We start from the raw sequence: 25,071 nt of genomic DNA on the forward strand, positions 1-25,071 counted from the left end.
AGGACATGGGGCCAGAGCGCCAAAAATCAAGCATCTGCCATCACAAGGCCAAATCCTTGAAATAGCCGTAACTGCCGTTACATAAGCTAGTAGATACGATTCCCCCAACTTTTCCCCATGGATACTTCACGGCATGAATGACGAACATCGCACAGAGTCGCTTGAGGAATTCGAAGAAGACCTGACTGAGTACATCGGTAAGGATGAGCACAGCAAGAGCCTCGCCCTGCCCCAGCAAATGATGCCAACGCGCATGTATGTGCTGCCGGTCTCCAACCGGCCCTTCTTCCCGGCCCAGGTCCAGCCGATCATGGTCAACCAGGATCCCTGGCAGGAAACCCTCAAGCGCGTGGGCGAGACCGACCACCGGGTGCTCGGGATCTGTTTTGTGGAAGAGCACGATGCCGAACAGGGCATTCCCGCCAGCGAACAACTGGAAACCATGGGCTGCGCCGTCCGCGTGCACCACGCCCAGAATGAAGGCGGCAAGGTCCAGTTTATCGCCCAGGGCCTGCAACGCTTTCGCATCGTCCAGTGGCTCCGGCGCAAACCACCCTATCTGGTGGAGGTGGAGTACCCGCGGGAACCGAAAGAAGCCCCCGATGAGCTGAAGGCGTACACCCTCGCCATCATCAGTACCATCAAGGAGCTGCTGCGCACCAACCCGCTCTATGGCGAGGAGGTCAAGCAATACCTGTCCCGGTTCGGGCCCGATGACAGTTCACCCCTGGCTGATTTCGGCGCATCCATGACCAGCGCACCGGGCAACGAACTCCAGGATGTGCTCGACACGGTACCCCTGCTCCGGCGCATGGAGAAGGTACTGCTGCTGATGCGCAAGGAGCAGGAAGTGGCCCGCCTGCAGTCGGAAATCAGCGAGGAGGTCAACGCCAAGGTCCAGAAACACCAGCGTGAATTCTTCCTGAAGGAGCAGCTCAAGGTCATCCAGCGCGAGCTTGGCATGGCCAAGGACGACAAAACGGCGGACGTCGAACGCTTCGAAGAACGCATGGCCAGCTTGAATCCGCCCGAAGCCGTGCAGGAACGTTTCAGGGACGAAGTCCAGAAGCTGCAGGTGCTCGAACAGGGTTCTCCGGAATACGGTGTTACCCGCAACTACCTCGACTGGCTGACCCAGGTACCCTGGGGCGTGTATTCCAAGGACCATTTTGATCTGGCGGAAGCCCGTCGCATCCTGGACCAGGACCACGACGGGCTCGACGACGTCAAGGACCGCATTATCGAGTTCCTGGCGGAAGGCACCTTCAAGGGTGAAGTCAGCGGCTCGATCCTGTTGCTGGTCGGCCCACCGGGCGTGGGCAAGACCTCCATTGGTCATTCCGTGGCCGGTGCCCTCGGCCGCAAGTTCTACCGCTTCAGCGTTGGCGGCATGCGCGACGAGGCCGAAATCAAGGGGCACCGGCGCACTTACATCGGCGCCATGCCGGGCAAGTTCGTCCAGGCACTCAAGGACTCAAAGGTCGCCAACCCGGTGATCATGCTCGATGAAATCGACAAGATCGGGGCCTCGTTCCAGGGGGATCCGGCCTCGGCACTTCTGGAGACCCTGGATCCGGAACAGAACCGGGAATTCCTCGACCACTACCTGGATGTGCGGATGGACCTGTCCAAGGTACTGTTCATCTGTACCGCCAACCAGCTGGACACCATTCCCCGGCCCTTACTGGACCGCATGGATGTGATCCGCCTGTCCGGCTACATTGCCGAGGAAAAACTCGCCATCGCCAAGCATTACCTTCTGCCCCGTCTGCTCAAGCGGGCTGGCCTGCTCAAGAAGCAGCTCAACATTACCGATGCTGCCATCAAACAGGTGATTGACGGGTACGCCCGGGAAGCGGGAGTCCGAAACCTTGAAAAGCTGCTGCACAAGATCATTCGCAAGGGCATTGTGAAGCTGCTGGAAACACCCGACACCCCGGTCAAGGTGGGCGTGTCCGACCTGGCGGATTACCTGGGACAGCCCGCGTTCCGCAAGGAAAAGTCCCTGAAAGGCATCGGCGTGGTGACCGGGCTGGCCTGGACCGCCATGGGCGGCGCAACCCTGAGCATCGAGGCATCGCGCATCCACACCAGTCAACGCGGCTTCCGGCTGACCGGCCAGCTGGGCGACGTGATGAAGGAATCTGCAGAGATCGCCTACAGTTACGTTTCGTCCAACCTGAAACGCTTCAAAGGCGATCCGACCTTCTTCGATAAATCGTTCGTGCATCTGCACGTCCCAGAGGGCGCAACACCCAAGGACGGTCCGAGCGCCGGCGTCACCATGGCCACCGCCCTGTTGTCCATCGCCCGCAAGGAATCGCCGCAACAGAACATCGCCATGACCGGGGAACTGACCCTCACCGGCCAGGTGCTGCCCGTCGGCGGTATTCGGGAGAAAGTCATTGCCGCGCGCCGCCAGAAAATCGGCAACCTGATCCTTCCGGAAGCAAACCGCGGCGATTACGAGGAACTGCCCGACTACCTCAAAGAAGGTCTGACCGTGAATTTTGCCAAGCATTACAATGACGTATTTCAGGTCTGCTTCGGCAACAAACCCCGTTCGGGAGTTCGTGTGCACTAGAAACCGGCGCGGCCCGTGAGCGCTCGGCTTGACGCTCACGGGGCTGCCATCTTTACTCCCTTGAGACGGGCGTGGAAACCGGAGAATCGAAATCGTCCGGCCAATTCGCCACGCCACGCTCGGCCAGGGAGGGGGTGGCCATGAATAAAATCGCCTCTGCATTCTGCATGGCCGCGAGTATTGCTGCGCTCCACCCGTTAGCATTTGCCCAGCCAAATGACGCCCTGAAAGCACTCGCGAAATCCCAAACCGGATTTAAAATCATCGAGCAACAGGGCGAACAGGCGCGGGCCATCCAAGACATCCTGAAAAACATCTCCTTACCCGATGGCTTTGCCATCACACTCTATGCACTGGCCCCTCATGCCCGCCATATGGCCGTCGGCCCACAGGGCATGGTCACCTTCGTGGGCACCCTGAAATCTGAAGTCTGGGCCATCATCGATCATGACCGGAACGGCATCGCGGATGAGGTCAGGAACTTTGCCCCCTTCATAGAAAAGTCCGTGCCTAACGGCCCGTGCTTTGCCCCGGACGGCGTGCTTTACGTCGCCGAACAAAACCGGGTGTTGGCGTTTCCGAGGGCGGAATCCCAAACTCAAGACGTCAACCCGGAAACCTCGGAGGTCATACCGGCGGGTGCGCTGATTCCTGAACAGTTTGTCAGCTCCAACCACACCGCTCGGGTCTGCGACGTGGGCCCGGACAACAGGCTCTACATTTCACTTGGCCAGCCATATAACGTAACCCCAAGGGAATACCTGAACACCTTCGATGAAATCGGCATCGGCGGGATTATCCGGATCAATCGAGACGGGACCGATCGCGAAGTCTATGCTCTGGGCATTCGAAATTCGGTTGGCCAGGATTTTCATCCAACCACCGGCGACCTGTGGTTTACCGACAATCAGGTGGATGGCATGGGTGACGACATTCCACCCGGGGAAATCAATCAACAGACCGCCATGGGCCAGCATTTTGGCTTTCCCTGGTTCGGTGGCGGACACGTTCGAACCAATGGATACAAAGATGAGGAAGTTCCGGGTGGGGTGGTGTTCCCGGTCTCCGAAACCGTGGCCCACGCCGCGGACCTTGGCATGCTGTTCTATCAGGGCGACATGTTTCCGGATCACTATCGCGGCGGGATTTTTTCGGCCCAGCATGGCTCCTGGAACCGGAGCGTGCCCATTGGTGCCCGGATAATGTTCACTCCGGTTGATGCGCAAGGCAGGATCGCAGGCGACACCGAACCCTTTGCCGAGGGCTGGCTGGATAAAAACGGCAAGTATCTGGGCCGCCCGGTCGACGTTGCCCAGCTCAAGGACGGCTCACTACTGATTTCTGACGACCGCACCGGCGCTGTTTACCGCATCACGTACGCCGCCCCGGGCTTCTGAGCCTGGGCGAACGCTCGTCAAGACTTCGCATCCGCCTTCCAGCCGTCCTCCCGCAGCACCGGTCCGACATGGAGCACCGGTGACGCGTCGATATCGTCAGCGTCCATCATGTTCGCCACGCGCTGGAGCGAGGCCAGGATCATGGTCTGCTCCCACTCATCCAGGCTCTGGAATTTCTTGATGAAGTCTTCCTGCAGGGGATTCGGCGCCCGGGCCAGGATCTCGGCGCCGTCCTCGGTCAGGTGCGCATGCACCTTGCGCTTGTCCTGGGTGCTGCGGACCCGGTACACCAGTTGGCGATGTTCGAGCCGGTCCAGAATGGTGGTCACGGTCGCCTGGCTGAGACTGACCTTGTCGGCAATGGTACCGATGGTGACCTCGCCCAGATCCCGGATCGTCCTCATGATCAGCAGTTGGGGCCCCGTCAGACCGGCGTGCTTGCTGAGTCGTTTGGAATGTAGATCCGTAGCGCGAATAACGCGCCGCAACGCCACAAGTACCTGCTCATAATTGTTCACAGCACTGCTCCGATCTGGGGTCTTGATACCCTGCTGATGTGAATCGGTGGCGTTGAGCGGTTTGGAATACGCACGCTTGTCATTCGCCATCGGCTTTAGCCTCACTCCAATGAAGTCCCGAATGGTTCTGGATCAATGAATACGACCAATTTATTTATACCACTAACTATTACAGGTCTTTAGACCACAAAATGCAAGTTGCGAGATTTACCTAGCAGAGTTCGTACCCGATTACCCTGAGCGGTCAGGGCATTTTTTCCCGGGGCCACTATGCTAAGGTCTGCATCTTTCCGAAACCCGAAAAACGGAAGCAGTTCAATGATCAGCCGACACCCAGAACGGTTTTTGCCCATGAGCCCAACGTCCCGTCACCGCCCGGACCGACCTGGCCGGTTCACCGCCACCCTGCAGGCGTTTGCGGTCCTGTTGTTGCTCGCTACGGTTCTGCCCGGACAGGCCCAGGCCCAGAGTGCCGACACCGCACCTCCCGGGCGCGAGGACGTAACGGCGGATGACGTGGCCGCCGCCCTCTCGGATCTGGAAGAGCCGATGTACACGCCATTTATTGAGCTGTACCTGCTGGAAGAGAGCAAAGCCCTGCGCAAGGAGATGCAGAACACCCGGGCCGAATTGATCGAAAAGGTGGTCGACAAGGAACTGTCAGTAGCCGACAAGACCATGTCCTATGCCACCGACACCGTCACCTACTTCTTTTACCTGATTGCCGGCGCCACTTCGATCCTGGTTGTCATCGGCTGGAACTCGATCCGTGACATGCGCAACCAGCTCACCAGTCTGGCGGAGAAACGGGTAAACGAACTGGTGGTGGAGTACGAGAAACGCCTGGAAGCCATCGAAGAGCAACTGAAGCAGAAGTCCGACATCATCCATCAAAACCAGGCGGAAATTGAACGCACTAATGAAGTGCACTCGCTCTGGCTTAAAGCAAGCCAGGAGACCTCGCAGCAAAACAAGATTGCCGCCTACGACCAGATTCTTGATTTGCGTCCGGACGATGTGGAGGCACTGAGTTACAAGGCTGACGCCGTCCTTGAGATCCAGGAACCCCTGTGGGCGATCAGCCTTTGTCAGCGCGCGCTCAAGCTGGCTCCGGACAACGGCCACGCCCACTACCAGCTTGCCTGCGCCTACGCCGAGATCGGCCGCTGGGAGGATTCGATCGCCACGTTACAAAAAGCAATAGACATTTCAGAGGCCTATCGAGACGATGCCTCTGTCGATCTAAGTTTCGAGCATTTGCGGGAGCACGAAAGCTTCCGCACACTGGTGTTTACCGACCAGGATGACAGCACGGACGCGTGACGCCTCTCAGAGCGGCACAGGCTTTGCTGGCAGGCTTGATGGTTGGAAGCTATCGGCTTTCACGATAGCCAGCTTTCAGAGCCCTGTGTTCCCGAGCAAACTATGGCCCGATCTGCTTGACAAGCAGCGGGGTGTGGTGTTTGTTTGACTCTCTGAGAACACAAGAATAACCCTGAACCAAACAGGACAGACCCAATGAGAACCTCAGTAAAAAAACTCGCAACCGCTGTTAGTACTTCCATCGCGCTGATGGGCGCCGGCCACGCCGCCGCCGCGATCCAGATCGGTATTGCCGGCCCGATGACCGGCCCTGTTGCCCAGTACGGCGACATGCAATTCTCCGGTGCCCGCATGGCCATTGAACAGATCAACGCCAATGGCGGTGTTATGGGTGAGGAACTCGTCGCTGTTGAATACGACGACGTGTGCGACCCCAAGCAGGCCGTCACCGTTGCCAACAACCTGGTCAACGACGGTGTTCGCTTCGTGATCGGCCACCTGTGTTCCAGCTCCTCCCAGCCCGCCTCCGACATCTACGAGGACGAAGGCATCCTGATGGTCACTCCGGCGTCCACCAGCCCGGAAATCACTGAGCGTGGCTATGAGCTGGTTTTCCGGACCATCGGCCTTGATAGCATGCAGGGCCCGGTTGCCGGTAACTACATTGCCAGCCTGAACCCTGAGCGTGTTGCCATCGTTCACGACAAGCAGCAGTACGGTGAAGGCATCGCCACCGCCGTGCGCGACACACTGAAGAATCAGGGCGTCGAGATCGCCATGTTCGAAGGCATCACCGCCGGCGACAAGGACTTCTCTTCCCTGGTGACCAAGCTGAAACAGGCTGACGTCGACTACGTCTACTACGGTGGCTACCACCCGGAACTCGGCCTGATCCTGCGCCAGGCGCGCCAGGCTGATCTCGACGCCACCTTCATGGGTCCGGAAGGCGTCGGCAACAAAGACATCAACACCATTGCCGGTGAAGCAGCCGAGGGCCTGCTGGTTACCCTGCCGCCCAGCTTCGACAAGAAAGCGGAAAACCAGGCGCTGGTAGCCGCGTTCCAGGACAAGGGTGAAGATCCTTCCGGTCCGTTCGTGCTGACCTCCTACACCGCCGTTCAGCTGGTGGCCGATGGCATCGCGAAAGCGGATTCCACCGATCCGTTCGAGGTGGCCGAAGCCCTGCGCAGCGGTTCCTTCCAGACACCGATCGGTAACGTCGAGTACGACCAAGCTGGCGATATGAAATCGTTTGAGTTCGTTGTCTACGAATGGCATTCAGATGGAAGCAAAACTCCGGTAAACTAAGCCAAATCGTTAACAAACGGTAAGTTTTAGAGCACCTTCTCACCGCGATCCGGGAGAAGGTGTTTTTCTAGGCTCCTGTTGAACCTCCCCCACCTCCGATCCGGATATCCCGGGTCGGGCGTGCGGAGGCGGAGGGAGCAGGCTTTCGGAGTTGTCCCCTAATGCAAGATCTCCTGTATTTCTCTCAGCAGCTCATCAACGGGCTGACGATCGGGAGCACCTACGCCCTGATCGCCATCGGCTACACGATGGTTTACGGCATCATCGGCATGATCAACTTTGCCCATGGTGAAATCTATATGATCGGTGCTTACACGGCGCTGATCGCCATTACCGGCCTCGCCTCTCTCGGTGTCGCCTGGCTGCCGCTGATCCTGATCGTTGCGCTGGTCTGCGCCATGATCGTCTCCAGCGCCATGGGCTGGGCGGTGGAACGGGTCGCCTACCGGCCGGTTCGCGGACGGCACCGACTGATTCCGCTGATCTCCGCCATCGGTATGTCGATTTTCCTGCAGAACTATGTGCACCTTGCCCAGGGTTCCCGCAACATCGGCTTCCCGGCGCTGATTGACGGTGGCTTCCAGTTCGGTTCGGAAGGCGCCTTCCAGATGTCCCTGTCCTACATGCAGATCACGATCTTCGTGACCACGCTCATCTGCATGACCGCCCTCTCCCTGTTCATCGCCCGTTCCCGCACAGGCCGCGCCTGTCGTGCCGTGTCCCAGGACCTGGGCATGGCCAACCTGCTGGGCATCGACACCAACCGCATCATTGCGGCCACGTTCGTCATCGGCGCTGCGCTGGCCGCCGTTGCCGGCCTGCTGCTGGGCATGTATTACGGTTCGGTCGACCCGCTGTTCGGTTTCATCGCCGGGCTCAAGGCGTTTACCGCCGCGGTTCTTGGCGGTATTGGCAGTATTCCCGGCGCGATGCTGGGCGGCCTGATTCTCGGCGTCTCCGAAAGCATGACCTCCGGCTACCTCAGCGGTGAATACAAGGATGTGGTCTCCTTTGGCCTGCTGATCCTCATTCTGCTGTTCAAACCCACCGGCCTGCTTGGCAAACCGGAGGTTGAGAAGATCTGATGGCTGCTCAAAACCTTAAACACGCACTCTTCTGTGCGGTTATTACCCTGATTATTTCCTACCCCATCCTCGGGTTTAACCTTGAGGCTCAGGGCATCAACGTCACTATTGTCGGTGCCAACACCTCCACCATTGTGGGCGTGTTCCTGGCGGCGATCGTGGTGTTTGTCTTCCAGCTGTTCCGTGACAGCATCACAGGCAAGCTGGGCAACCTGTCCAGCCTGAGCTCTGGCAAGCCCAAAGAGCCGATGGCCGAAAACAAGCGTGCGAAGATCGAATCCTGGGTTCTGACCGGGATCGTGGTACTCGCCCTGTTCTGGCCGTTCTTTGTATCCCGGGGCGCGGTGGACCTGGCCACCCTGGTGCTGATCTACATCATGCTGGCCCTTGGCCTCAACGTGGTGGTTGGCCTTGCCGGCCTGCTGGACCTGGGCTACGTGGCCTTCTACGCCGTGGGTGCCTACACCTTTGCCTTGCTGTCCCAGTACCTTGGCGTGTCGTTCTGGTTCGCACTGCCAATCGGTGCCTTGCTGGCCGCCACCTTCGGGCTGGTACTCGGCTTCCCGGTACTGCGGCTCAGGGGCGACTACCTGGCAATCGTGACGCTGGGTTTTGGCGAGATCATCCGGATCCTCCTGAATAACTGGACGACGCTGACCGGTGGCCCCAACGGCATCGGTGGCATTCCCGACCCGACCCTGTTCGGCATGGAATTCGGCCGCCGCGTGAAAGAGGAAGGCAACACCTCTTTCCACGAGACCTTTAACATCGCCTACAGTGGCGAGCACAAGGTGATTTTCCTGTACCTGATTGCGCTCGTTCTGGCCGTGTTCACCGCCCTGGTCATCCGCCGCTTCATGCGCATGCCGGTGGGCCGCGCCTGGGAAGCGCTGCGGGAAGACGAAATCGCCGCCCGCTCCCTTGGCCTGAGCCGTACTGCCGTCAAGCTCTCGGCCTTCACCATCGGTGCGTTCTTCGCGGGCTTTGCCGGCACCGTGTTCGCATCCAAGCAAGGCTTCATCAGCCCTGAATCGTTCGTCTTCCTGGAATCCGCCATCATCCTGGCCATTGTGGTGCTGGGCGGCATGGGCTCACAGATTGGCGTGGTGCTCGCGGCGATTGCCGTGACGATCCTGCCGGAGCTTGCCCGGGAATTCTCTGAGTACCGCATGCTGATCTTCGGTGCCGCGATGGTACTGATGATGGTCTGGCGTCCGCAGGGCCTCATGCCCATGCGCCGTATTCACATTGAACTGAAAAAGCAGGAGTGACGGACGATGCTTGAAGTACAGAATCTGTCCATGCGCTTTGGCGGCCTGCTGGCGGTAGACCAGGTGTCACTGGACGTTCAGGAACGGGAAATCGTTTCCATCATCGGCCCCAACGGGGCCGGCAAGACCACCGTATTCAACTGCATGAGCGGGTTTTACACGCCAACCGGTGGCAAGATCCTTTTCGAAGGCAATGAAGTCCAGGGCAAACCGGACTACAAGATCTCACGGCTCGGAATGGTCAGAACCTTCCAGCACGTGCGTCTGTTCAATCAGATGACCGTGGTGGAAAACCTGCTGGTTGCCCAGCATCGGCACCTGAACACCAACCTGGTCGCCGGCCTGCTGAAGACCCCGAGTTACCGTGAACGGGAGCAGAAATCGCTGGATCGGGCCGCCTACTGGCTGGACCGGGTGGGCCTGATGGATCTGGCCAACCGGGAAGCCGGCAACCTGGCCTACGGCCAGCAGCGCCGGCTGGAAATTGCCCGCTGCATGGTCACCGAGCCCAAGCTGCTGATGCTGGATGAACCGGCTGCGGGCCTCAACCCGGCGGAAACCAAGGATCTCAATCAGCTGATTGTCAGCCTGAAAGAGGACTACTGCGTTTCCGTGGTGCTGATTGAGCACGACATGAGCCTGGTGATGGACATCTCCGACCGGATCAACGTCATCAACCAGGGGCGTCCCCTGGCCAGTGGCACACCGGACGAGATCCGCCAGAACGACGACGTGATCAAAGCCTACCTGGGCGAGGCCTGAGGAAGAACCATGCTTGTACTAGAAGATGTCCACACCCACTATGGCAAGATCGAGGCCCTGCACGGGGTCTCTGTCGAGGTCAAAAAAGGCGAAATCGTATCCCTGATCGGAGCCAACGGTGCCGGCAAAACGACTCTGCTGATGACCGTTTGCGGCAACCCCCAGGCCAGTTCCGGGCGCGTTATCCTCGAAGGCCGGGACATTACCCGGCAGCCAACGGCGGAGATCATGCGCTCCGGAATCGCCATTGTCCCGGAAGGGCGGCGGATCTTTTCCGGGCTGACGGTGGAAGAGAACCTGCACATGGGCGGGTTCTTCAACACCAAGGCCGAGATCCGCAAGAGCCAGGACCACGTGTACGAACTCTTTCCCCGGCTGAAAGAGCGTGAACACCAGCGTGCCGGCACCATGTCCGGCGGCGAGCAGCAGATGCTCGCCATCGGACGCGCCCTGATGAGCAAGCCCAACATGATCATTCTGGACGAGCCCTCGCTGGGCCTGGCACCGCTGGTGATCAAACAGATCTTTGAGATCATCGGGCACCTCCGGGACGAAGGCATTACCGTGTTTCTGGTCGAACAGAACGCCCATCAGGCGCTGAACCTGGCAGACCGGGGCTACGTGCTGGAGACCGGCAAGATCCGCCTGCAGGATACCGGCAAGAACCTGCTGGCCAATCCGGACGTCCAGAACGCCTACCTCGGGGGCTGACGCCTCTTCAGCCAACGTGCAGACCAAGCCGGCCCCTGTGACCATCAGGCGCCGGCTTTTTTGTGTCCAGTCCCTGCGCAATTCCACAGTTCCGGGAAATTTCGCGGCCAAATCAATTACTCACATAACTTTACGCTTGCGATTTCAGGATTTGCACTATACTCAGTGGAACGGTCATCCTGTCTCCATAGAAACCAGTCAGGGCCGTTCCCGCATTGCCGCCAGTTCACCCAGCTGGTGGTGCGGTATGCGACGACAGCTAAACCACACAAAGGAGTGGATAATGAAAAAACTGATCGCAGGCGCAATTCTTCTCGGAGCTTCCTCCATGGCGTTCGCACAGCCCGGCTGTGGCATTGGCGCAATGGTCTGGAAAGGACAATCCGGTATTGCTCCTCACGTCCTCGCCGCCACAACCAACGGCACCTTTGGCAACCAGACCTTCGGTATGACCACCGGTACCCTGGGTTGTCAGACCAACCAGGCGGTCCAGTCCATGGCTATGTACATGGATAGCAACATCGACAAGGTTGCCCGTGACATGTCCCGTGGCAACGGCGAGAACCTCGACACCCTGGCGGTTCTCCTCGGCGTTGATGCAGCTGACCGTGACACATTCCGTAAAGTCCTGCAGGACAACTTTGCCACCATCTTCCCGAGCTCTGACACCACCTCCGGCGAAGCGGTCGACGCCATCGTTGCCCTCCTTGAGCAGAACGACTCACTGAGCAAATACGTCGCAGCGTAATTCTGCCTCGTACAGGGACGCTCATGCGCCAGGGACGGCGCACAATCCTGACCCATTCGCTCTCAGATCCGGACGCTTCAAACACCCATGGGCTATATGCTTCGCCTTGGGCCAGCCTTGTTCTGGCTGGCCCTCACTGTGCCTGTTCAGGCAGACACACCCCGGGACATCCAAACGCTCTCTCAGGACCCGGCCTGGCTGACTCTGGGCCACTACCAACCCGACACCCTGGGAAGCGGTTTCACCAGCCAGGCCGATGACCCCGACTTTTTTCTGAGTGGCGACGGCAAACATTCCCCGCAATCCGAACTGGAGGCGACGCTCGCCGCGATCCAGCGCCCCGGCGATGGCAATGGGCATGCCCAGTGCCGTTTCCCGGCACGAACGACGTGGCTAAGGAAGAAACTTGAACTCTCGTTACCCGGCGTGAACTGTCCGGCCTATGAGGAATGGACCGAGACCCTCAATACCGAGACCGTCACGCTGGTGTTTGCCGCCTCGTACCTGAACAGCCCGTCTTCCATGTTTGGACATACCTTCCTGAGACTCGATCCGCCCCAGGAAGACGCGGAAACCAACCTGCTGCTGGCCAACACCATTTCCTATGCCGCGGATGCTGCTGCACACGACAGCGAAATACTGTTTGCCTACAAGGGCATTTTCGGGGGTTACCCGGGCATTACCACGGTGCAGCCCTACTACGAAAAGATCCGCCTTTATTCGGACATCGAACATCGGGATCTCTGGGAGTACAAGCTCAACCTGACACAACCCGAAGTCGACCTGATGCTGGCGCATGCCTGGGAAATCCGGGACCATAACTTCGATTACTACTTCTTTGACGAGAACTGCGCCTACCGCCTGCTGGCGCTGATTGATGTGGCGCGGCCGGGCACCGACCTTCTGGATGAGGTGAGCACCCACGCCATTCCCTCGGATACCGTTCGCTGGGTTGTCGACAAGGACCTGGTCGCCGGGGTTTATTACCGTCCATCCGCGGCCACCTCGGTGGCCTACAGCCTTGAGACCCTGCCGGACGACCATCAAACCCTGGCTGCTGCAGTGGCCAACGGCTACGTCGAACCGGGCGCGGAAGAAGTCCGAGTGCTCAGTCCCGAGGAGCGGGCCCATGTACTGGACGCCACCTACGACTACGTTCGCTATCAGAGCGAGGCCGATGGCTGGCCTCGTGAATTCGCCGCGCCCCTGTCCCACGAGCTTCTGACCGAGCGCAGCAGAATCGACAACGCCGAAGCGCCGGCGCCACCTCCCGAGCCTAAGATCCGGGACGACCAGGGACACGACACCTTCCGGGCCAGTCTGGGGGCCGGACAGCTGGCCCACCGGGAATTCACCCAACTGACGCTCCGGCCTGCCTACCACGACGTTCTCGATCCCCCGGCCGGATACCGCGCCGGAGCGCAACTGCAGTTTCTTCGGCTGGATGCGCGCTATTACACCGACAACGATGAACTGCAACTGGAACAGCTGATCGGCGTGGAAATCCGCTCCCTGAGCCCGAGGAACCAGTTCTTCTCGCCGCTGTCCTGGCAGGTCGGCTTTGGCGGTCGTCGCACCGACACGGGGACCATGCGGGTTCTGACGCCTTATCTCGAAGGCGGCGCCGGCGGTAGCTGGATGCTCGGCAAACAGATTCAGGCTTTCGCCATTGCCACGGCCGACCTTGAAATTGACGACGACCTCCGCCGGGGTTACGACGCGGCGCCGGGCGCCGATCTGGGCCTGCTGCACCAGAACAACCGGTTCAGCCTGTTGGCCGGCACCCGGACCAAGGCCTGGATTGTCAGCAGCCAGCATCGACAAGACCAGGTCTATGCCCGCGGCAACTGGCACCTCGGACGGGACTTCAGCGTGTTTGCCGAATTCACCCGGGAAGACCACTACGACAGGTACCAGAGCACATGGCAAACCGGACTGCACGCCTACTTTTAACGGCAACGAGACTCAGGGCCTGCGCGCGGCCCTTGGCATTGCTGACGGTCGCCCTCTTGATGGGCGGCTGTAGCAGTGTCTTCTTCTTTCCCGACAAGGTCACCTACATCACCCCGGACCGACTGAACCTGGCGTACGAGGACGTTTACCTCGATACGCCCGACGGTGAAACCCTACATGGCTGGTGGCTGCCCGCAGAAACCGCCCCGGAAGACACCCGGGGTACCGTCTACTTCCTCCACGGTAACGCCCAGAACATCAGCAGCCACATCCTCAACGTTGCCTGGTTACCCTCGGAAGGCTACAACGTCTTCGCGATCGACTACCGGGGCTATGGCAAGTCCACGGGGGCACCGGACATTGAAGGCGCCCTTCACGATGTCGAAACCGGCATACGATGGCTGGCAGCAAAACCCGAGACCGAAGACACCCCGGTGTTTCTCCTTGGCCAGAGCCTGGGAGGTGCGCTTGGCATTCCCTTGGCCAGCGAATGGGTGAAACGGGACAGGAAGCCTGAAATTCGGGGGGTGGTGCTGGATGGCACCTTCTCGGGCTTTCGAGGCATCGCCCGGGAAAAGCTGGACAGTTTCTGGCTGACCTGGCTATTCCAGGCCCCCCTGAGCTGGACCATTCCCGGAACCTATGAGGGCGTCGACCACATCAACGACATCAGCCCTGTACCCACGCTGATCATCCACAGCGTTCGTGATGGCATCATCCCCTACCATCACGGCAAGGAGCTCTACAAAGCGGCTGACGAGCCGAAAGAGTTCCTGCAGACCGATACTCCGCACGCAGCCACGTTTGTGATTCCTGCCTACAAGGAAACCGTTCTGGACTTTCTATCGCGGGCCAAAGACCAATTCTAGGCCGCTATTAAAAGAGGCTTTTCAAAACTGTTGAGGGCCAAGGACGGCCCGAAACAAGCCCACATGGATGTGCTTGGAGCGTGTTTTGACGAGCATCTCTTAATAGGGGCTACCCCAAAAACCAAAAACCCGCCAATCCCAGGGGAAAGGCGGGTTGTTGAATGCCGTCTAGCGGTTTGCTATCAGGCAGAGAAGTCGGTCGGCTGCTCGCCTTCCTGGACTTCCTTCATGGACAGCTTAACGCGACCACGGTTGTCCACATCCAGGACCTTGACCAGAACTTCCTGACCTTCGCTCAGCTCGTCAGTTACGTTCTCAATGCGGCGCTCGGAAATCTGGGAGATGTGCACCAGACCATCCTTGCCGGGCAGGATGTTAACGAATGCACCGAAGTCCACGATGCGCTCAACACGACCCTTGTAGATCGCGCCAACCTCGATTTCCGCGGTGATTTCCTTAACCCGGTTAACGGCAGCCTGCGCCGCTTCCTGGTTGTCCGCGTAAATCTTCACGTTGCCATCGTCGTCCAGATCAATCGACGCGCCGGTTTCGTCACAGATAGAACGGATGGTTGCGCCACCCTTACCGATAACGTCACGGATCTTGTCCGGGTTGATCTTGATGGTGGTGATGCTCGGTGCACGGGCAGACAGCTCCGGACGCGACTCGGCAATGACCTTGTTCATCTCACCCAGGATGTGCAGACGTGCCTCGTGAGCCTGCTCCAGGGCCAGTTCCATGATCTCGTCGGTGATGCCGTTGATCTTGATGTCCATCTGCAGGGCAGTAACACCGTCTTTGGTACCGGCAACCTTGAAGTCCATGTCACCCAGGTGATCCTCGTCACCCAGGATGTCGGTCAGAACGGCAAACTTATCGCCTTCCTTGACCAGACCCATGGCGATACCGGCAACCGGCGCCTTCAGCGGCACACCCGCGTCCATCAGCGCCAGACTTGAGCCACAGACCGACGCCATCGAGCTGGAACCGTTGGATTCAGTGATCTCGGAAACCGCGCGGATGGTGTACGGGAATTCTTCGATGGTCGGCATAACCGCGGCAACACCGCGCTTCGCCAGACGGCCGTGACCAATCTCACGACGACCCGGGCTGCCCATACGGCCGGCTTCGCCTACGGAGTACGGAGGGAAGTTGTAGTGGAACAGGAACGGATCCTTGCGCTCACCTTCCAGGGCATCGATGATCTGCATGTCGCGGGCAGTGCCCAGCGTTGCGGTCACGATGGCCTGGGTTTCACCACGGGTGAACAGGGCCGAACCGTGGGTGCTCGGCAGAACGCCAACTTCAATCTCGATCGGACGAACGGTCTTGTTGTCGCGGCCGTCGATACGCGGCTTGCCATCGATAACCTGCTGGCGAACGACGGTCTTCTCGATCTTGCCGAAGTACTTCTTGACCTCTTCCGAAGTCGGCTGACCTTCCTCTTCGCCGGCAAACTTCTCAACCGCAGCCGCTTTGATCTCGCCCAGACGCGCATAGCGCTCCATCTTGTCACGGATGCTGTAGGCTTCTTCGATCGCGGACGCGAACTCGCCCTTGATGGCGTTCAGCAGCTCGGTGTTCTCGGTCTCTGGCTGCCATTCCCAGCGCGGCTTGCCAATCTCGGCGGCGAATTCCTTGATGGCGCTAATGGCAACCTGCATTTCCTGGTGCGCGAACAGAACACCACCGAGCATCTGGTCTTCGGTCAGCCCCTTGGCTTCGGATTCGACCATCAGTACCGCGTCCTCGGTACCGGCAACGACCATGTCCAGCAGGGAGGTTTCGAGCTCTTCGAAAGTCGGGTTCAGGAAGTAACCGCGCTCATTGGTAAACGCAACGCGAGAGGCGCCAATCGGGCCGTCGAACGGAATGCCGGAAATGGCCAGGGCAGCGGATGCGGCCAGCATGGCAGCGATGTCCGGATCCTGGGTCTTGTTGGCGGACATCACGGTCAGGACAACCTGGACTTCGTTCATGTAGCCATTGGGGAACAACGGACGGATCGGACGGTCGATCAGACGCGAGGTCAGGGTTTCCTTCTCGGAAGGACGGCCTTCACGCTTGAAGAAACCACCGGGGATCTTGCCAACGGCGTAGGTCTTTTCGGTGTAGTTAACGGTCAGCGGGAAAAACCCCTGGCCCGGCTTCGGCTCCTTCGCACCTACGACCGTACCCAGCACGGATACGTCGTCGATGGTGACCAGAACGGCACCGGTAGCCTGGCGGGCGATGCGACCGGTTTCCAGAGTGACGGTCTTGCCGCCAAGCTCGAATGATTTCTTGAAAGGTTTCAGATCCACAAAAAACTCCTAGTAACTCACTATTCCAGTTTGATTCAATCGTAACGCCCATGCGTTCGATCGTCGGCCGCCGGAGTTGGTCATGTGAATCGAAAGGCAACCCGTCTGAAAGCTAACAGGCTGTTGCAAAACCCCGGTAAGACAAAGGACGTGCAAAAGTGGCTCGCCCGGGCTTTTCAACAACCTGCTATCAATTTCGGCTTTCCATTACGACAGGGAATCCTTCGACGTCACCGACACATCAACTGCGGCATTTCGGGTGAAAAGCACAACCGGCGGAACCAGAAACGGTTCCGCCGGTTGTCGGCGTGCCCCGGCCGGAGCCGGAAGCAGCCTTCAGGTCGAAAAGACCGGATTAGCGACGCAGACCCAGACGCTGGATCAGTTCCAGGTAACGGTCAGCGTTCTTGCGCTTCAGGTAGTCCAGCAGTTTACGACGCTGGTTTACCATCCGGATCAGACCACGGCGGGAATGGTGATCCTGCTTGTTGGTCTTGAAGTGATCCTGCAGCTTGTTGATGTTGGCGCTCAGCAGTGCAACCTGAACTTCAGGAGAACCGGTATCGCCCTCACCTTGCTGAAAATCCTTAACGATCTGTGACTTCTCACTGGCAGAAAGTGCCATATTTCACCTCATTGTTTGCGATGCTCTCGAATACAGCCGAACCGCGCATCTCTACAGCCCGGCTAACCAGCGACACGTCTAGCGTTTGTCGCTGCTCTTCACCAATCGGCGCGGGACCAGCTTGACCCCGTCACCTTCGGCGATTGCTTCCGCCAATCCCACAAAGCCTTCGTTGCCATAGACGCGCACGAAGCCCTCCTGAGATTGACCGGATATTCTAACCGGTTGTCCGTTCAATATCGACACCAGCGACGGACCGGCCAGCTTCACGTCCGGGAACATCGACAGTGCGGCATCCGGGGCAACCAACAGCCCATCCAGACTCTCGCCACGCTCGCGCATTGCCTCCAGTTCCGGGACCTGATGGGCGTTGTCGAGAGTAAAGCCCGACGCCATGGTCCGGCGCAAAGCCGTGACATGGGCACCACACCCCAGTGCCAGCCCGATATCCTCAACCAGTGAGCGAATGTACGTACCCTTGGTGCAACTGACAGCGAGATCAAGCTCGTTGTCCCGCACGGCGAGGAGCGTCAGGTCGTAGATGGTCACCGGACGGGCCGGTCGTTCAACCTCGATCCCCTCCCGGGCGTATTCGTAGAGGGGGCGCCCCTTATGCTTGAGAGCCGAATACATGGAAGGAACCTGCTGGATGTCACCGCGAAAGCCGTCCAGAACCGATTCCAGATGCTCCGGCGACAGGTCTGCGGTAACGGGCTTTTCCTCGACCACCGCGCCTTCGCTGTCACCGGTTTCAGTCCGAACACCCAGCCGGGCGGTCGCGATGTAGGCCTTGTCGCTGTCCAGCATCATCTGGGAGAACTTGGTGGCCTCGCCGAAACACAGCGGCAGCACACCGGTTGCCAACGGATCCAGTGCCCCCGTGTGACCAGCCTTGGCGGCCCCGTACAGGCGCTTGACCTGCTGCAGGATGCCATTGGATGTCACACCCTGCGGCTTGTCGATGACCAGAATGCCGTTGACGTCCCGGCCCTTACGCCGACGACTCAAGCGTCCCGCTCCGGATTGCCAGAGACCGGATCATCATTGTCGTCTTTGGGCACAGCGGGTTTTTCGCCCACCGCCTTCTTGATCAGACTGTCCATCTTGCGACTGTAGCCCTGCAGGGTGTCGAAGTGGAATCGAAGCTGGGGGACAACCCGCAGCTTCATGGCCCGCCCGACCTGCCCTCGAAGAAAGCCGGACGCCTTGGCCAGCACCTTGAGGGAGTCCTGCACCTCAGGCGACTCCTCGGTCAACTCCTCGGTGGACAACAGCGACACGTAAACATCGGCATAACCGAGGTCCCGGCTCACTTTTACCGCATTAACCGTCACCAGGCCGACCCGCGGGTCTTTGACCTCCCGCTGGATCAGCTGGGCCAGTTCACGCTGCATCTGATCGCCGATGCGATCAATACGACTGAACTCTCTTGGCATCAGGCCCCCGTGGATTCGAGCTTGCGCTCAACCCGAACGCGGTCGAAGACTTCGATCTGGTCACCGACCTTGACGTCGTAGCCTTTCACACCGATACCACACTCCATGCCATTGCGGACCTCGGGGACGTCGTCCTTGAAGCGACGCAGGGATTCCAGCTCGCCTTCAAAGATCACCACGTTGTCCCGCAGGACGCGAATCGGCTTGTTACGGTAAACCGTGCCTTCCGTCACCATACAGCCGGCAACCTGGCCAAACTTCGGCGAACGGAACACGTCCCGCACGTCGGCGATACCGACGATATCCTCGCGGAATTCCGGCGCCAGCATGCCGGTCAGGGCGGCTTTCACATCATCGATCAGGTTGTAGATGATGCTGTAGTAGCGCAGATCCAGGCCTTCCTGCTCAACCAGGCGCTTGGATGCCGCGTCGGCGCGAACATTGAAGCCGAAGATGACCGCATTGGTCGCCATGGCCAGACTGATGTCGGTCTCGGCAATACCACCCACGCCGGACGACACGATCTTGACCTGAACCTCCTCGTTACCCAGGTCCTGCAGGGCCTTGGAGATGGCCTCCAGTGAGCCACGCACGTCGGTCTTGAGCACGACATTGAGGGTTTTGACCTCGTCCTTGCCCATGTTCTCGAACAGGTTCTCGAGCTTGGCCGCCTGCTGTCGCTGGAGGCGCTGCTCGCGCTCGCGGGTCTGACGGAACTCCGCCAATTCCTTCGCCTTCTTCTCGTCGGCGACGGCGAAGAACTCATCACCGGCGTCCGGCGTGCCATTGAGGCCCAGAATCTCGACCGGAATCGACGGACCCGCTTCTTTGGTCTGTTTGCCGGCTTCGTCAGTCATCGCGCGGACCTTACCGAAGTAGGAACCGGCCACGACCATGTCGCCCTGGCGCAGGGTACCGTTCTGAACCAGAACCGTCGCTACGGAACCACGGCCCCGCTCAAGGCTGGACTCAACCACAACACCCTTGGCAGGCGCATCCGGAGACGCTTCCAGCTCGAGGATTTCGGACTGCAGCAGTACCGCTTCGAGCAGCGCATCGATACCGTCGCCGGTGTGGGCCGAGACGGGCACAAACTGGATGTCGCCACCCCAGTCTTCCGGCACAACTTCCAGGGCCGCCAGCTCGCTCTTGATGCGATCAGGGTCAGCCGCTTCCTTATCCATCTTGTTGATGGCAACAACGATCGGAACGCCGGCGGAGCGCGCGTGCTGTACCGCTTCTTTGGTCTGAGGCATAACGCCGTCATCCGCGGCGACAACCAGGATCACGATATCGGTGCACTGGGCACCACGAGCACGCATGGCGGTAAACGCCGCGTGACCCGGGGTATCCAGGAACGACACCATGCCGTGATCGGTCTCGACGTGGTAAGCACCGATGTGCTGGGTAATACCACCGGACTCGCCGGAGGCAACCTTGGTGCGGCGAATGTAGTCCAGCAGTGACGTCTTACCATGGTCAACGTGACCCATAACACTCACGACCGGTGCACGCTTGGTCTTCTCGCCACCTTCGAAGGAGAACTCGCTCAGCACTTCCTCTTCAAACGCGTCTTCACTGACGGTCTTCGCCTTGTGACCCAGTTCTTCGGTAACCAGAACGGCGGTTTCCTGATCGAGAGCCTGATTGATGGTGGTCATTACGCCCATGCCCATCAAGGTCTTGATGACGTCGGCGGCCTTGACCGCCATACGCTGGGCAAGGTCACCTACGGTGATCGTTTCGGGAATCTCTACTTCTCTGACCATTGGTTTGGTCGGCCTCTCGAAGCCATGACGCTTCTCTTTGGGTTTCTTTTTCGCACGCAGCGGCTTACGCAGGGTGGTATCTTCCTCGTCCTCGGAAATCACCAGAGGCTCATCCACCGGGCGGCTGCGTGGACCACGATGGCCCGCCGACTTCTTCTTCGGCTTGCCTTCTTCAATCTCATCGCCGCGCTCGCGAGCTTTTTCCTTTTTCTTTTTCGGCTTCCGATCCTTTCCTTCGCCTTCAGGCGGCGGGATAGGCATATCCTCGGGTGCCGGAATCGGCTCTGGCTCAACCGCCTTCTTGGGCTTTTCTTCAGCCACTGGCTCGGCCGCCGCCGGCTTCTCAGCGGCTTCAGGTTCTGCCTTGGGTGCCGGTTCAGGGGTAACAGGTGTTTCTGCTACCGGCGCGGACGCCTGCTTTGGTTCTTCCTCAGGCACTTCTGGCTGAGGCGCTTCAGCCTCAGGCTGCAATTCGGCACGCTTGATATAGGTCCGGCGCTTGCGAACCTCCACGTTGACGGTCTTGGCCTTGCCCGCCTTCAGCGTGGTTGTGGTTTTCCGCTTCAGGGTGATTTTGCGGGGTTCTGAGTCCGCCTCACCGTGGTTCTTTCTCAAATAGGCCAGCAACTGCTGCTTCTCATCGCTGGACACAGAATCGGTTTCGGAACGGGCCTTGAGGCCCGCTTCCACGATCTGCTTCAGCAAACGATCCACGGGAGCGCCTACGTCATCGGCCAGTTGTTTTACCGTTACTTCAGCCATACTGGTCCTCCTCCCGAATTAAGCCTGGTCTTCAAACCAGGGGGCACGTGCGGTCATGATCAACTGACCCGCACGCTCTTCATCCATACCTTCAATCTCGAGCAGATCACCTACCGACTGCTCCGCCAGATCTTCCATCGTGCGCACGCCCATACCAGCCAGCTTGAACGCCAGGCTGCGGTCCATGCCATCCATTGCCAGAAGATCTTCTGCCGGTTCGGCACCCTCGAGCGCTTCCTCGCTTGCCAACGCCTGGTTCAACAGTACGTCCTTGGCGCGTCGACGCAGCTCTGTGACGGTCTCTTCGTCAAAGCCCTCGATCGCCAGCATCTCTTCCATCGGCACATAGGCGACTTCTTCGATGGACGTAAAGCCTTCATCAATCAGGACGCCAGCGAATTCATCGTCCACATCCAGATTGCTGGTGAAGTGATCCACCAGACGATTGTACTCTTGTTCCTGACGCTCACCGGCTTCTTCTTCGGTCATTACGTTCAGGGTCCAGCCAGTCAACTCAGTCGCCAGGCGGACATTCTGCCCGTTACGTCCGATTGCCTGTGCCAGGTTATCTTCTCCGACCGCGACCTCCATGGTGTGACGGTCTTCATCCATAACAATGGAGGCAACCTCGGCCGGTGCCATGGCATTGATCACCAACTGGGCGGGGTTGTCATCCCAAAGCACGATATCGACCCGCTCACCGCCCAACTCATTGGACACCGCCTGCACACGAGAACCTCGCATACCGACACAGGCACCAACCGGGTCGATCCGGCGATCGTTGGTTTTGACGGCGATTTTGGCCCGGGAGCCCGGGTCTCGAGCAGCACCGCGGATTTCGATCAGATCTTCGGCGATCTCCGGCACTTCGATGCGGAACAGTTCGATCAACATCTGCGGGGCGCTTCGGCTCAGAATCAACTGAGGCCCGCGGTGGTCGGTGCGAATTTCCAGAAGCAGCGAACGAACCCGATCGCCCATCCGGAACGTCTCACGAGGAATCAGGTTTTCCCGGGGCAGCAGTGCTTCCGCATTCGAACCCAGGTCCACGATAACGTTATCACGGGTAACCTTCTTGACGGTGCCCGACACCAGCTCACCGACACGATCCCGGTAGCTGTCGACAATCTTGGTGCGCTCGGCTTCCCGGACCTTCTGGAAAATGATCTGCTTGGCCGCCTGGGCACCAATCCGACCGAAAGCCACGGATTCGGTTTTCTCTTCGTAGATGTCGCCCGGCTTCAGGTTGCTGTCGATCTCCTCGGCTTCCTGCAAGGTCAGCTCGGTACCGAGGGCCGGGACTGCATCGTTATCAACGACCAGCCAGCGACGGAACGTTTCGTATTCGCCGGTGCGACGATCAATGGAAACGCGGATATCGGCTTCCTCGTCCTCGTACCGTTTTTTGGCAGCGGTGGCGAGCGCAAGCTCGATCGCCTCGAAAATCACATCCTTCTCGACTCCCTTCTCGTTCGAGACGGATTCAACCACCAGCAAGATCTCTTTACTCATTCGATTGCCCTGCCCTCAAGATAAACTGTGCGTCCACTGACTTTATTCAGATGAGTTTATTCAAATACCGGGATGATGTTTGCGCGCTCGATGCTATCAAACGGCAGCAGATACTCGTGGTCGTCAACCACCACAATCACATCATCACCTTCAATGCCCTTGATCAGACCCTGGAACTTGCGACGGCCCTCAAACGCCATGCGCAACCGGATCTGGACCTGATGGCCCGCAAAGGCTTCGTACTGTTCCAGCCGAAACAGCGGCCGATCCATTCCGGGCGAGGAAACCTCCAGCGTGTATTCCGACTGGATGGGGTCTTCCACGTCCATCACACCGCTGATCTGACGACTGACCTTTTCGCAGTCTTCGACCGAAATGCCCTTCTCGACATCATCGATAAACACCCGCAGCTTCGAGTGATGACCCTGCGAGCGATATTCAAGGCCCCAGAACTCATAGCCCAGGCCCTCGACCACCGGCCGAAGGATGTCTTCCAGTTGCTTAAGCTTGGCTGACAAGTTATGCCGTCTCCGTTCTCAAATTTACCGGCCCCAAAAACAAAAAAAGGGCTGTTGATCAGCCCTTTATATGCACCAGGGCCTGATGCGCCAGGCCCCTTAATCAAAAAGCCCCTGAAAATGGGGCCCTTTGTTGCAAGAACTCACAGGAAGCAAACCGGTGAACCGCTTCCTGCTGACAGACACCTGGCCTGCCAGAAACCTGCGCGCTTTCGCCCGCTGGCTCCAATATCCGCCGGAGTATAGAGACGCCGGAGGAACTGGTCAAGGACTGACCAAAAAAAACGGCCTGGAGATTCCAAGCCGTTTTTTCTTATATGGTGCCCGGGGCCGGACTCGAACCGGCACGGCTTTCGCCACTACCCCCTCAAGATAGCGTGTCTACCAGTTCCACCACCCGGGCAACACTCTTACTCGAGCTCAGGGAGATCAGACTCCCTGCTCTCGGTCTCGCTGTCCGGCGCTGATTCACCCTCAGCCGCCTGCTCTGTCGGTGCGGCTTCCCGGGATTCCTCAACTACAGGAATTCCAGCTTCACCCGCCACCTCGGCGCGCTGCTTGGCAAATACCGCCAGCGAAAAACTTGTCACAAAAAAGATGATCGCAAGAATCGTCGTAAAGCGCGTCAGGAAACTACCACTACCCTGACTGCCGAATACCGTCTGAGATGCGCCGCCACCGAATGCAGCGCCGGCATCCGCGCCCTTGCCCTGCTGGATCAGAACAAGACCCACCAGCGCCACCGCGATTACCACGTGCACAACGACTACCAGTGTTTCCATCCAATCCATATCGACTCTCGCGAACCTTTAACTGTTGGTACCCGCCGGAATGGACCGGCAAATACTCACAAAATCTTCTGCTACCAGGGACGCCCCGCCGATTAAACCGCCGTCTATATCCGGCTCGGCAAAAAGCGCCGCTGCATTATCCGCTTTTACACTGCCGCCGTAAAGCAGCGAAATGCTTTCGGCCGGCGCGCCAATCTCGGCAAGCACCCCGCGGATCGAGGCATGCATTGCCTGGGCATCTTCTGCGGTGGCCGTCTTGCCGGTACCGATTGCCCAGACCGGCTCATACGCCACCACAATCCTGCCCCACTGGTCGGCAGCCACATTGGCCAACCCTTTCTTGACCTGAGACGCTACCACCGCTTCAGCCCGGCCGCTTTCGCGCTCTTCAAGGGTTTCCCCGACACAGACAACGGCCGTGAGACCACAGGACGTCAACCGCTCTACCTTGGCCGCCACCACATCGTCGCTTTCGCCAAACAACTGGCGCCGCTCCGAGTGACCAACCAGGGCATAGTGACAGCCTTGATCTTTCGCCATCTCCGCAGAAATCTCTCCGGTGTAGGCTCCTGACTGCCACTGACCCACGTTCTGGACCCCGACAGCCAACTCACTGCCTGACTGCTCTGCGACATCCCTGACATAGATTGCGGGAGGGATAATAACAACCTCCACGCCATTATCAAGTGAGCCGACCTCCGCCTGGATATGGCCAACAAGGTTCTTGGCCAGGTCTTTCGACCCGTTCATCTTCCAGTTTCCGGCTACGATCTTACGACGCATAACAGTTCCCAAATCCGAGGGAGGGCGAACTATACAGCAGTCC

Annotated in this window: 21 protein-coding genes and 1 tRNA gene; 11 read left to right on the forward strand and 11 right to left on the reverse strand. The window is 59.0% G+C overall.

The genetic code is table 11. The features are described from left to right. Positions 1-133: 133 nt before the first annotated feature. Entirely contained in the window at positions 134-2,584 is a 2,451-nt protein-coding gene (gene lon, locus KXD86_RS08105) for an endopeptidase La (protein ID WP_218635531.1), read from the forward strand. 140 nt (positions 2,585-2,724) lie between these two features. Continuing rightward, positions 2,725-3,981: a PQQ-dependent sugar dehydrogenase gene (locus KXD86_RS08110; RefSeq protein WP_218635532.1), complete on the forward strand. Its 1,257-nt coding sequence runs from the start codon at positions 2,725-2,727 to the stop codon at positions 3,979-3,981. 17 nt (positions 3,982-3,998) lie between these two features. On the opposite strand, the gene KXD86_RS08115 is transcribed toward KXD86_RS08110, so the two are convergent. Continuing rightward, positions 3,999-4,499, reverse strand: a complete 501-nt coding sequence (locus tag KXD86_RS08115; RefSeq protein ID WP_218636773.1) for a MarR family winged helix-turn-helix transcriptional regulator — start codon at positions 4,497-4,499, stop codon at positions 3,999-4,001. A gap of 351 nt (positions 4,500-4,850) precedes the next feature. On the opposite strand from KXD86_RS08115, the gene KXD86_RS08120 reads away from it, so the two are divergent. The 9 genes from KXD86_RS08120 (at position 4,851) to KXD86_RS08160 (ending at position 14,529) form a co-directional block, all read left to right on the forward strand. After that, complete coding sequence (locus KXD86_RS08120; protein WP_218635533.1) at positions 4,851-5,822, forward strand: tetratricopeptide repeat protein; 972 nt, start codon at positions 4,851-4,853, stop codon at positions 5,820-5,822. 195 nt (positions 5,823-6,017) lie between these two features. Then, a complete protein-coding gene (locus tag KXD86_RS08125) occupies positions 6,018-7,130 on the forward strand; it encodes a branched-chain amino acid ABC transporter substrate-binding protein (RefSeq protein WP_218635534.1) in 1,113 nt (370 codons plus the stop codon). A gap of 161 nt (positions 7,131-7,291) precedes the next feature. Next, positions 7,292-8,215 carry a high-affinity branched-chain amino acid ABC transporter permease LivH gene (gene livH / locus KXD86_RS08130; protein ID WP_218635535.1) on the forward strand — a complete coding sequence of 308 codons (924 nt, stop codon included), beginning with the start codon at positions 7,292-7,294 and terminating at the stop codon, positions 8,213-8,215. Next, complete coding sequence (locus KXD86_RS08135; protein WP_218635536.1) at positions 8,215-9,486, forward strand: high-affinity branched-chain amino acid ABC transporter permease LivM; 1,272 nt, start codon at positions 8,215-8,217, stop codon at positions 9,484-9,486. Before livH ends, KXD86_RS08135 begins: the two co-directional genes overlap by 1 nt. A gap of 6 nt (positions 9,487-9,492) precedes the next feature. Continuing rightward, a complete protein-coding gene (livG, locus tag KXD86_RS08140; protein WP_218635537.1) occupies positions 9,493-10,248 on the forward strand; it encodes a high-affinity branched-chain amino acid ABC transporter ATP-binding protein LivG in 756 nt (251 codons plus the stop codon). Positions 10,249-10,257: 9 nt separating this feature from the next. Further along, complete coding sequence (locus KXD86_RS08145; RefSeq protein WP_218635538.1) at positions 10,258-10,959, forward strand: ABC transporter ATP-binding protein; 702 nt, start codon at positions 10,258-10,260, stop codon at positions 10,957-10,959. Between the two features lie 283 nt (positions 10,960-11,242). Further along, complete coding sequence (locus KXD86_RS08150) at positions 11,243-11,707, forward strand: DUF3015 domain-containing protein (RefSeq protein ID WP_218635539.1); 465 nt, start codon at positions 11,243-11,245, stop codon at positions 11,705-11,707. Between the two features lie 87 nt (positions 11,708-11,794). Beyond that, a complete protein-coding gene (locus KXD86_RS08155; protein ID WP_218635540.1) occupies positions 11,795-13,660 on the forward strand; it encodes an Lnb N-terminal periplasmic domain-containing protein in 1,866 nt (621 codons plus the stop codon). After that, the gene (locus KXD86_RS08160; protein WP_218635541.1) at positions 13,630-14,529 is read left to right on the forward strand and encodes an alpha/beta hydrolase; all 900 of its coding nucleotides are present in this window, start codon (positions 13,630-13,632) and stop codon (positions 14,527-14,529) included. Before KXD86_RS08155 ends, KXD86_RS08160 begins: the two co-directional genes overlap by 31 nt. A gap of 182 nt (positions 14,530-14,711) precedes the next feature. Here KXD86_RS08160 and pnp read toward each other — a convergent pair whose 3' ends face one another. From pnp to tpiA, 10 genes are all read right to left on the reverse strand, one after another. Then, complete coding sequence (gene pnp, locus KXD86_RS08165) at positions 14,712-16,826, reverse strand: polyribonucleotide nucleotidyltransferase (protein WP_228739505.1); 2,115 nt, start codon at positions 16,824-16,826, stop codon at positions 14,712-14,714. Positions 16,827-17,187: 361 nt separating this feature from the next. Beyond that, complete coding sequence (rpsO, locus tag KXD86_RS08170; protein ID WP_041339122.1) at positions 17,188-17,457, reverse strand: 30S ribosomal protein S15; 270 nt, start codon at positions 17,455-17,457, stop codon at positions 17,188-17,190. A 78-nt stretch (positions 17,458-17,535) separates the two neighbouring features. Continuing rightward, the gene (gene truB / locus KXD86_RS08175; RefSeq protein ID WP_218635543.1) at positions 17,536-18,465 is read right to left on the reverse strand and encodes a tRNA pseudouridine(55) synthase TruB; all 930 of its coding nucleotides are present in this window, start codon (positions 18,463-18,465) and stop codon (positions 17,536-17,538) included. Continuing rightward, entirely contained in the window at positions 18,462-18,893 is a 432-nt protein-coding gene (gene rbfA / locus KXD86_RS08180; protein WP_218635544.1) for a 30S ribosome-binding factor RbfA, read from the reverse strand. Before rbfA ends, truB begins: the two co-directional genes overlap by 4 nt. Continuing rightward, complete coding sequence (infB, locus tag KXD86_RS08185) at positions 18,893-21,424, reverse strand: translation initiation factor IF-2 (RefSeq protein ID WP_218635545.1); 2,532 nt, start codon at positions 21,422-21,424, stop codon at positions 18,893-18,895. The genes rbfA and infB overlap by 1 nt, the downstream gene beginning before the upstream one ends. Positions 21,425-21,442: 18 nt before the next feature. Then, entirely contained in the window at positions 21,443-22,936 is a 1,494-nt protein-coding gene (gene nusA, locus KXD86_RS08190; protein WP_218635546.1) for a transcription termination factor NusA, read from the reverse strand. 56 nt (positions 22,937-22,992) lie between these two features. Beyond that, positions 22,993-23,454, reverse strand: coding sequence for a ribosome maturation factor RimP (rimP, locus tag KXD86_RS08195; RefSeq protein WP_218635547.1), 462 nt, complete (start codon positions 23,452-23,454; stop codon positions 22,993-22,995). Positions 23,455-23,772: 318 nt separating this feature from the next. After that, a tRNA-Leu gene (locus KXD86_RS08200) sits at positions 23,773-23,857 on the reverse strand. A gap of 7 nt (positions 23,858-23,864) precedes the next feature. Then, on the reverse strand, positions 23,865-24,245 hold the full coding sequence (secG, locus tag KXD86_RS08205) for a preprotein translocase subunit SecG (protein ID WP_218635548.1): 381 nt from the start codon (positions 24,243-24,245) through the stop codon (positions 23,865-23,867). An 18-nt stretch (positions 24,246-24,263) separates the two neighbouring features. After that, on the reverse strand, positions 24,264-25,028 hold the full coding sequence (tpiA, locus tag KXD86_RS08210; protein WP_218635549.1) for a triose-phosphate isomerase: 765 nt from the start codon (positions 25,026-25,028) through the stop codon (positions 24,264-24,266). Positions 25,029-25,071 lie beyond the last annotated feature (43 nt).

It is taken from the genome of Marinobacter arenosus, from assembly GCF_019264345.1.
Lineage (GTDB): Bacteria > Pseudomonadota > Gammaproteobacteria > Pseudomonadales > Oleiphilaceae > Marinobacter > Marinobacter arenosus.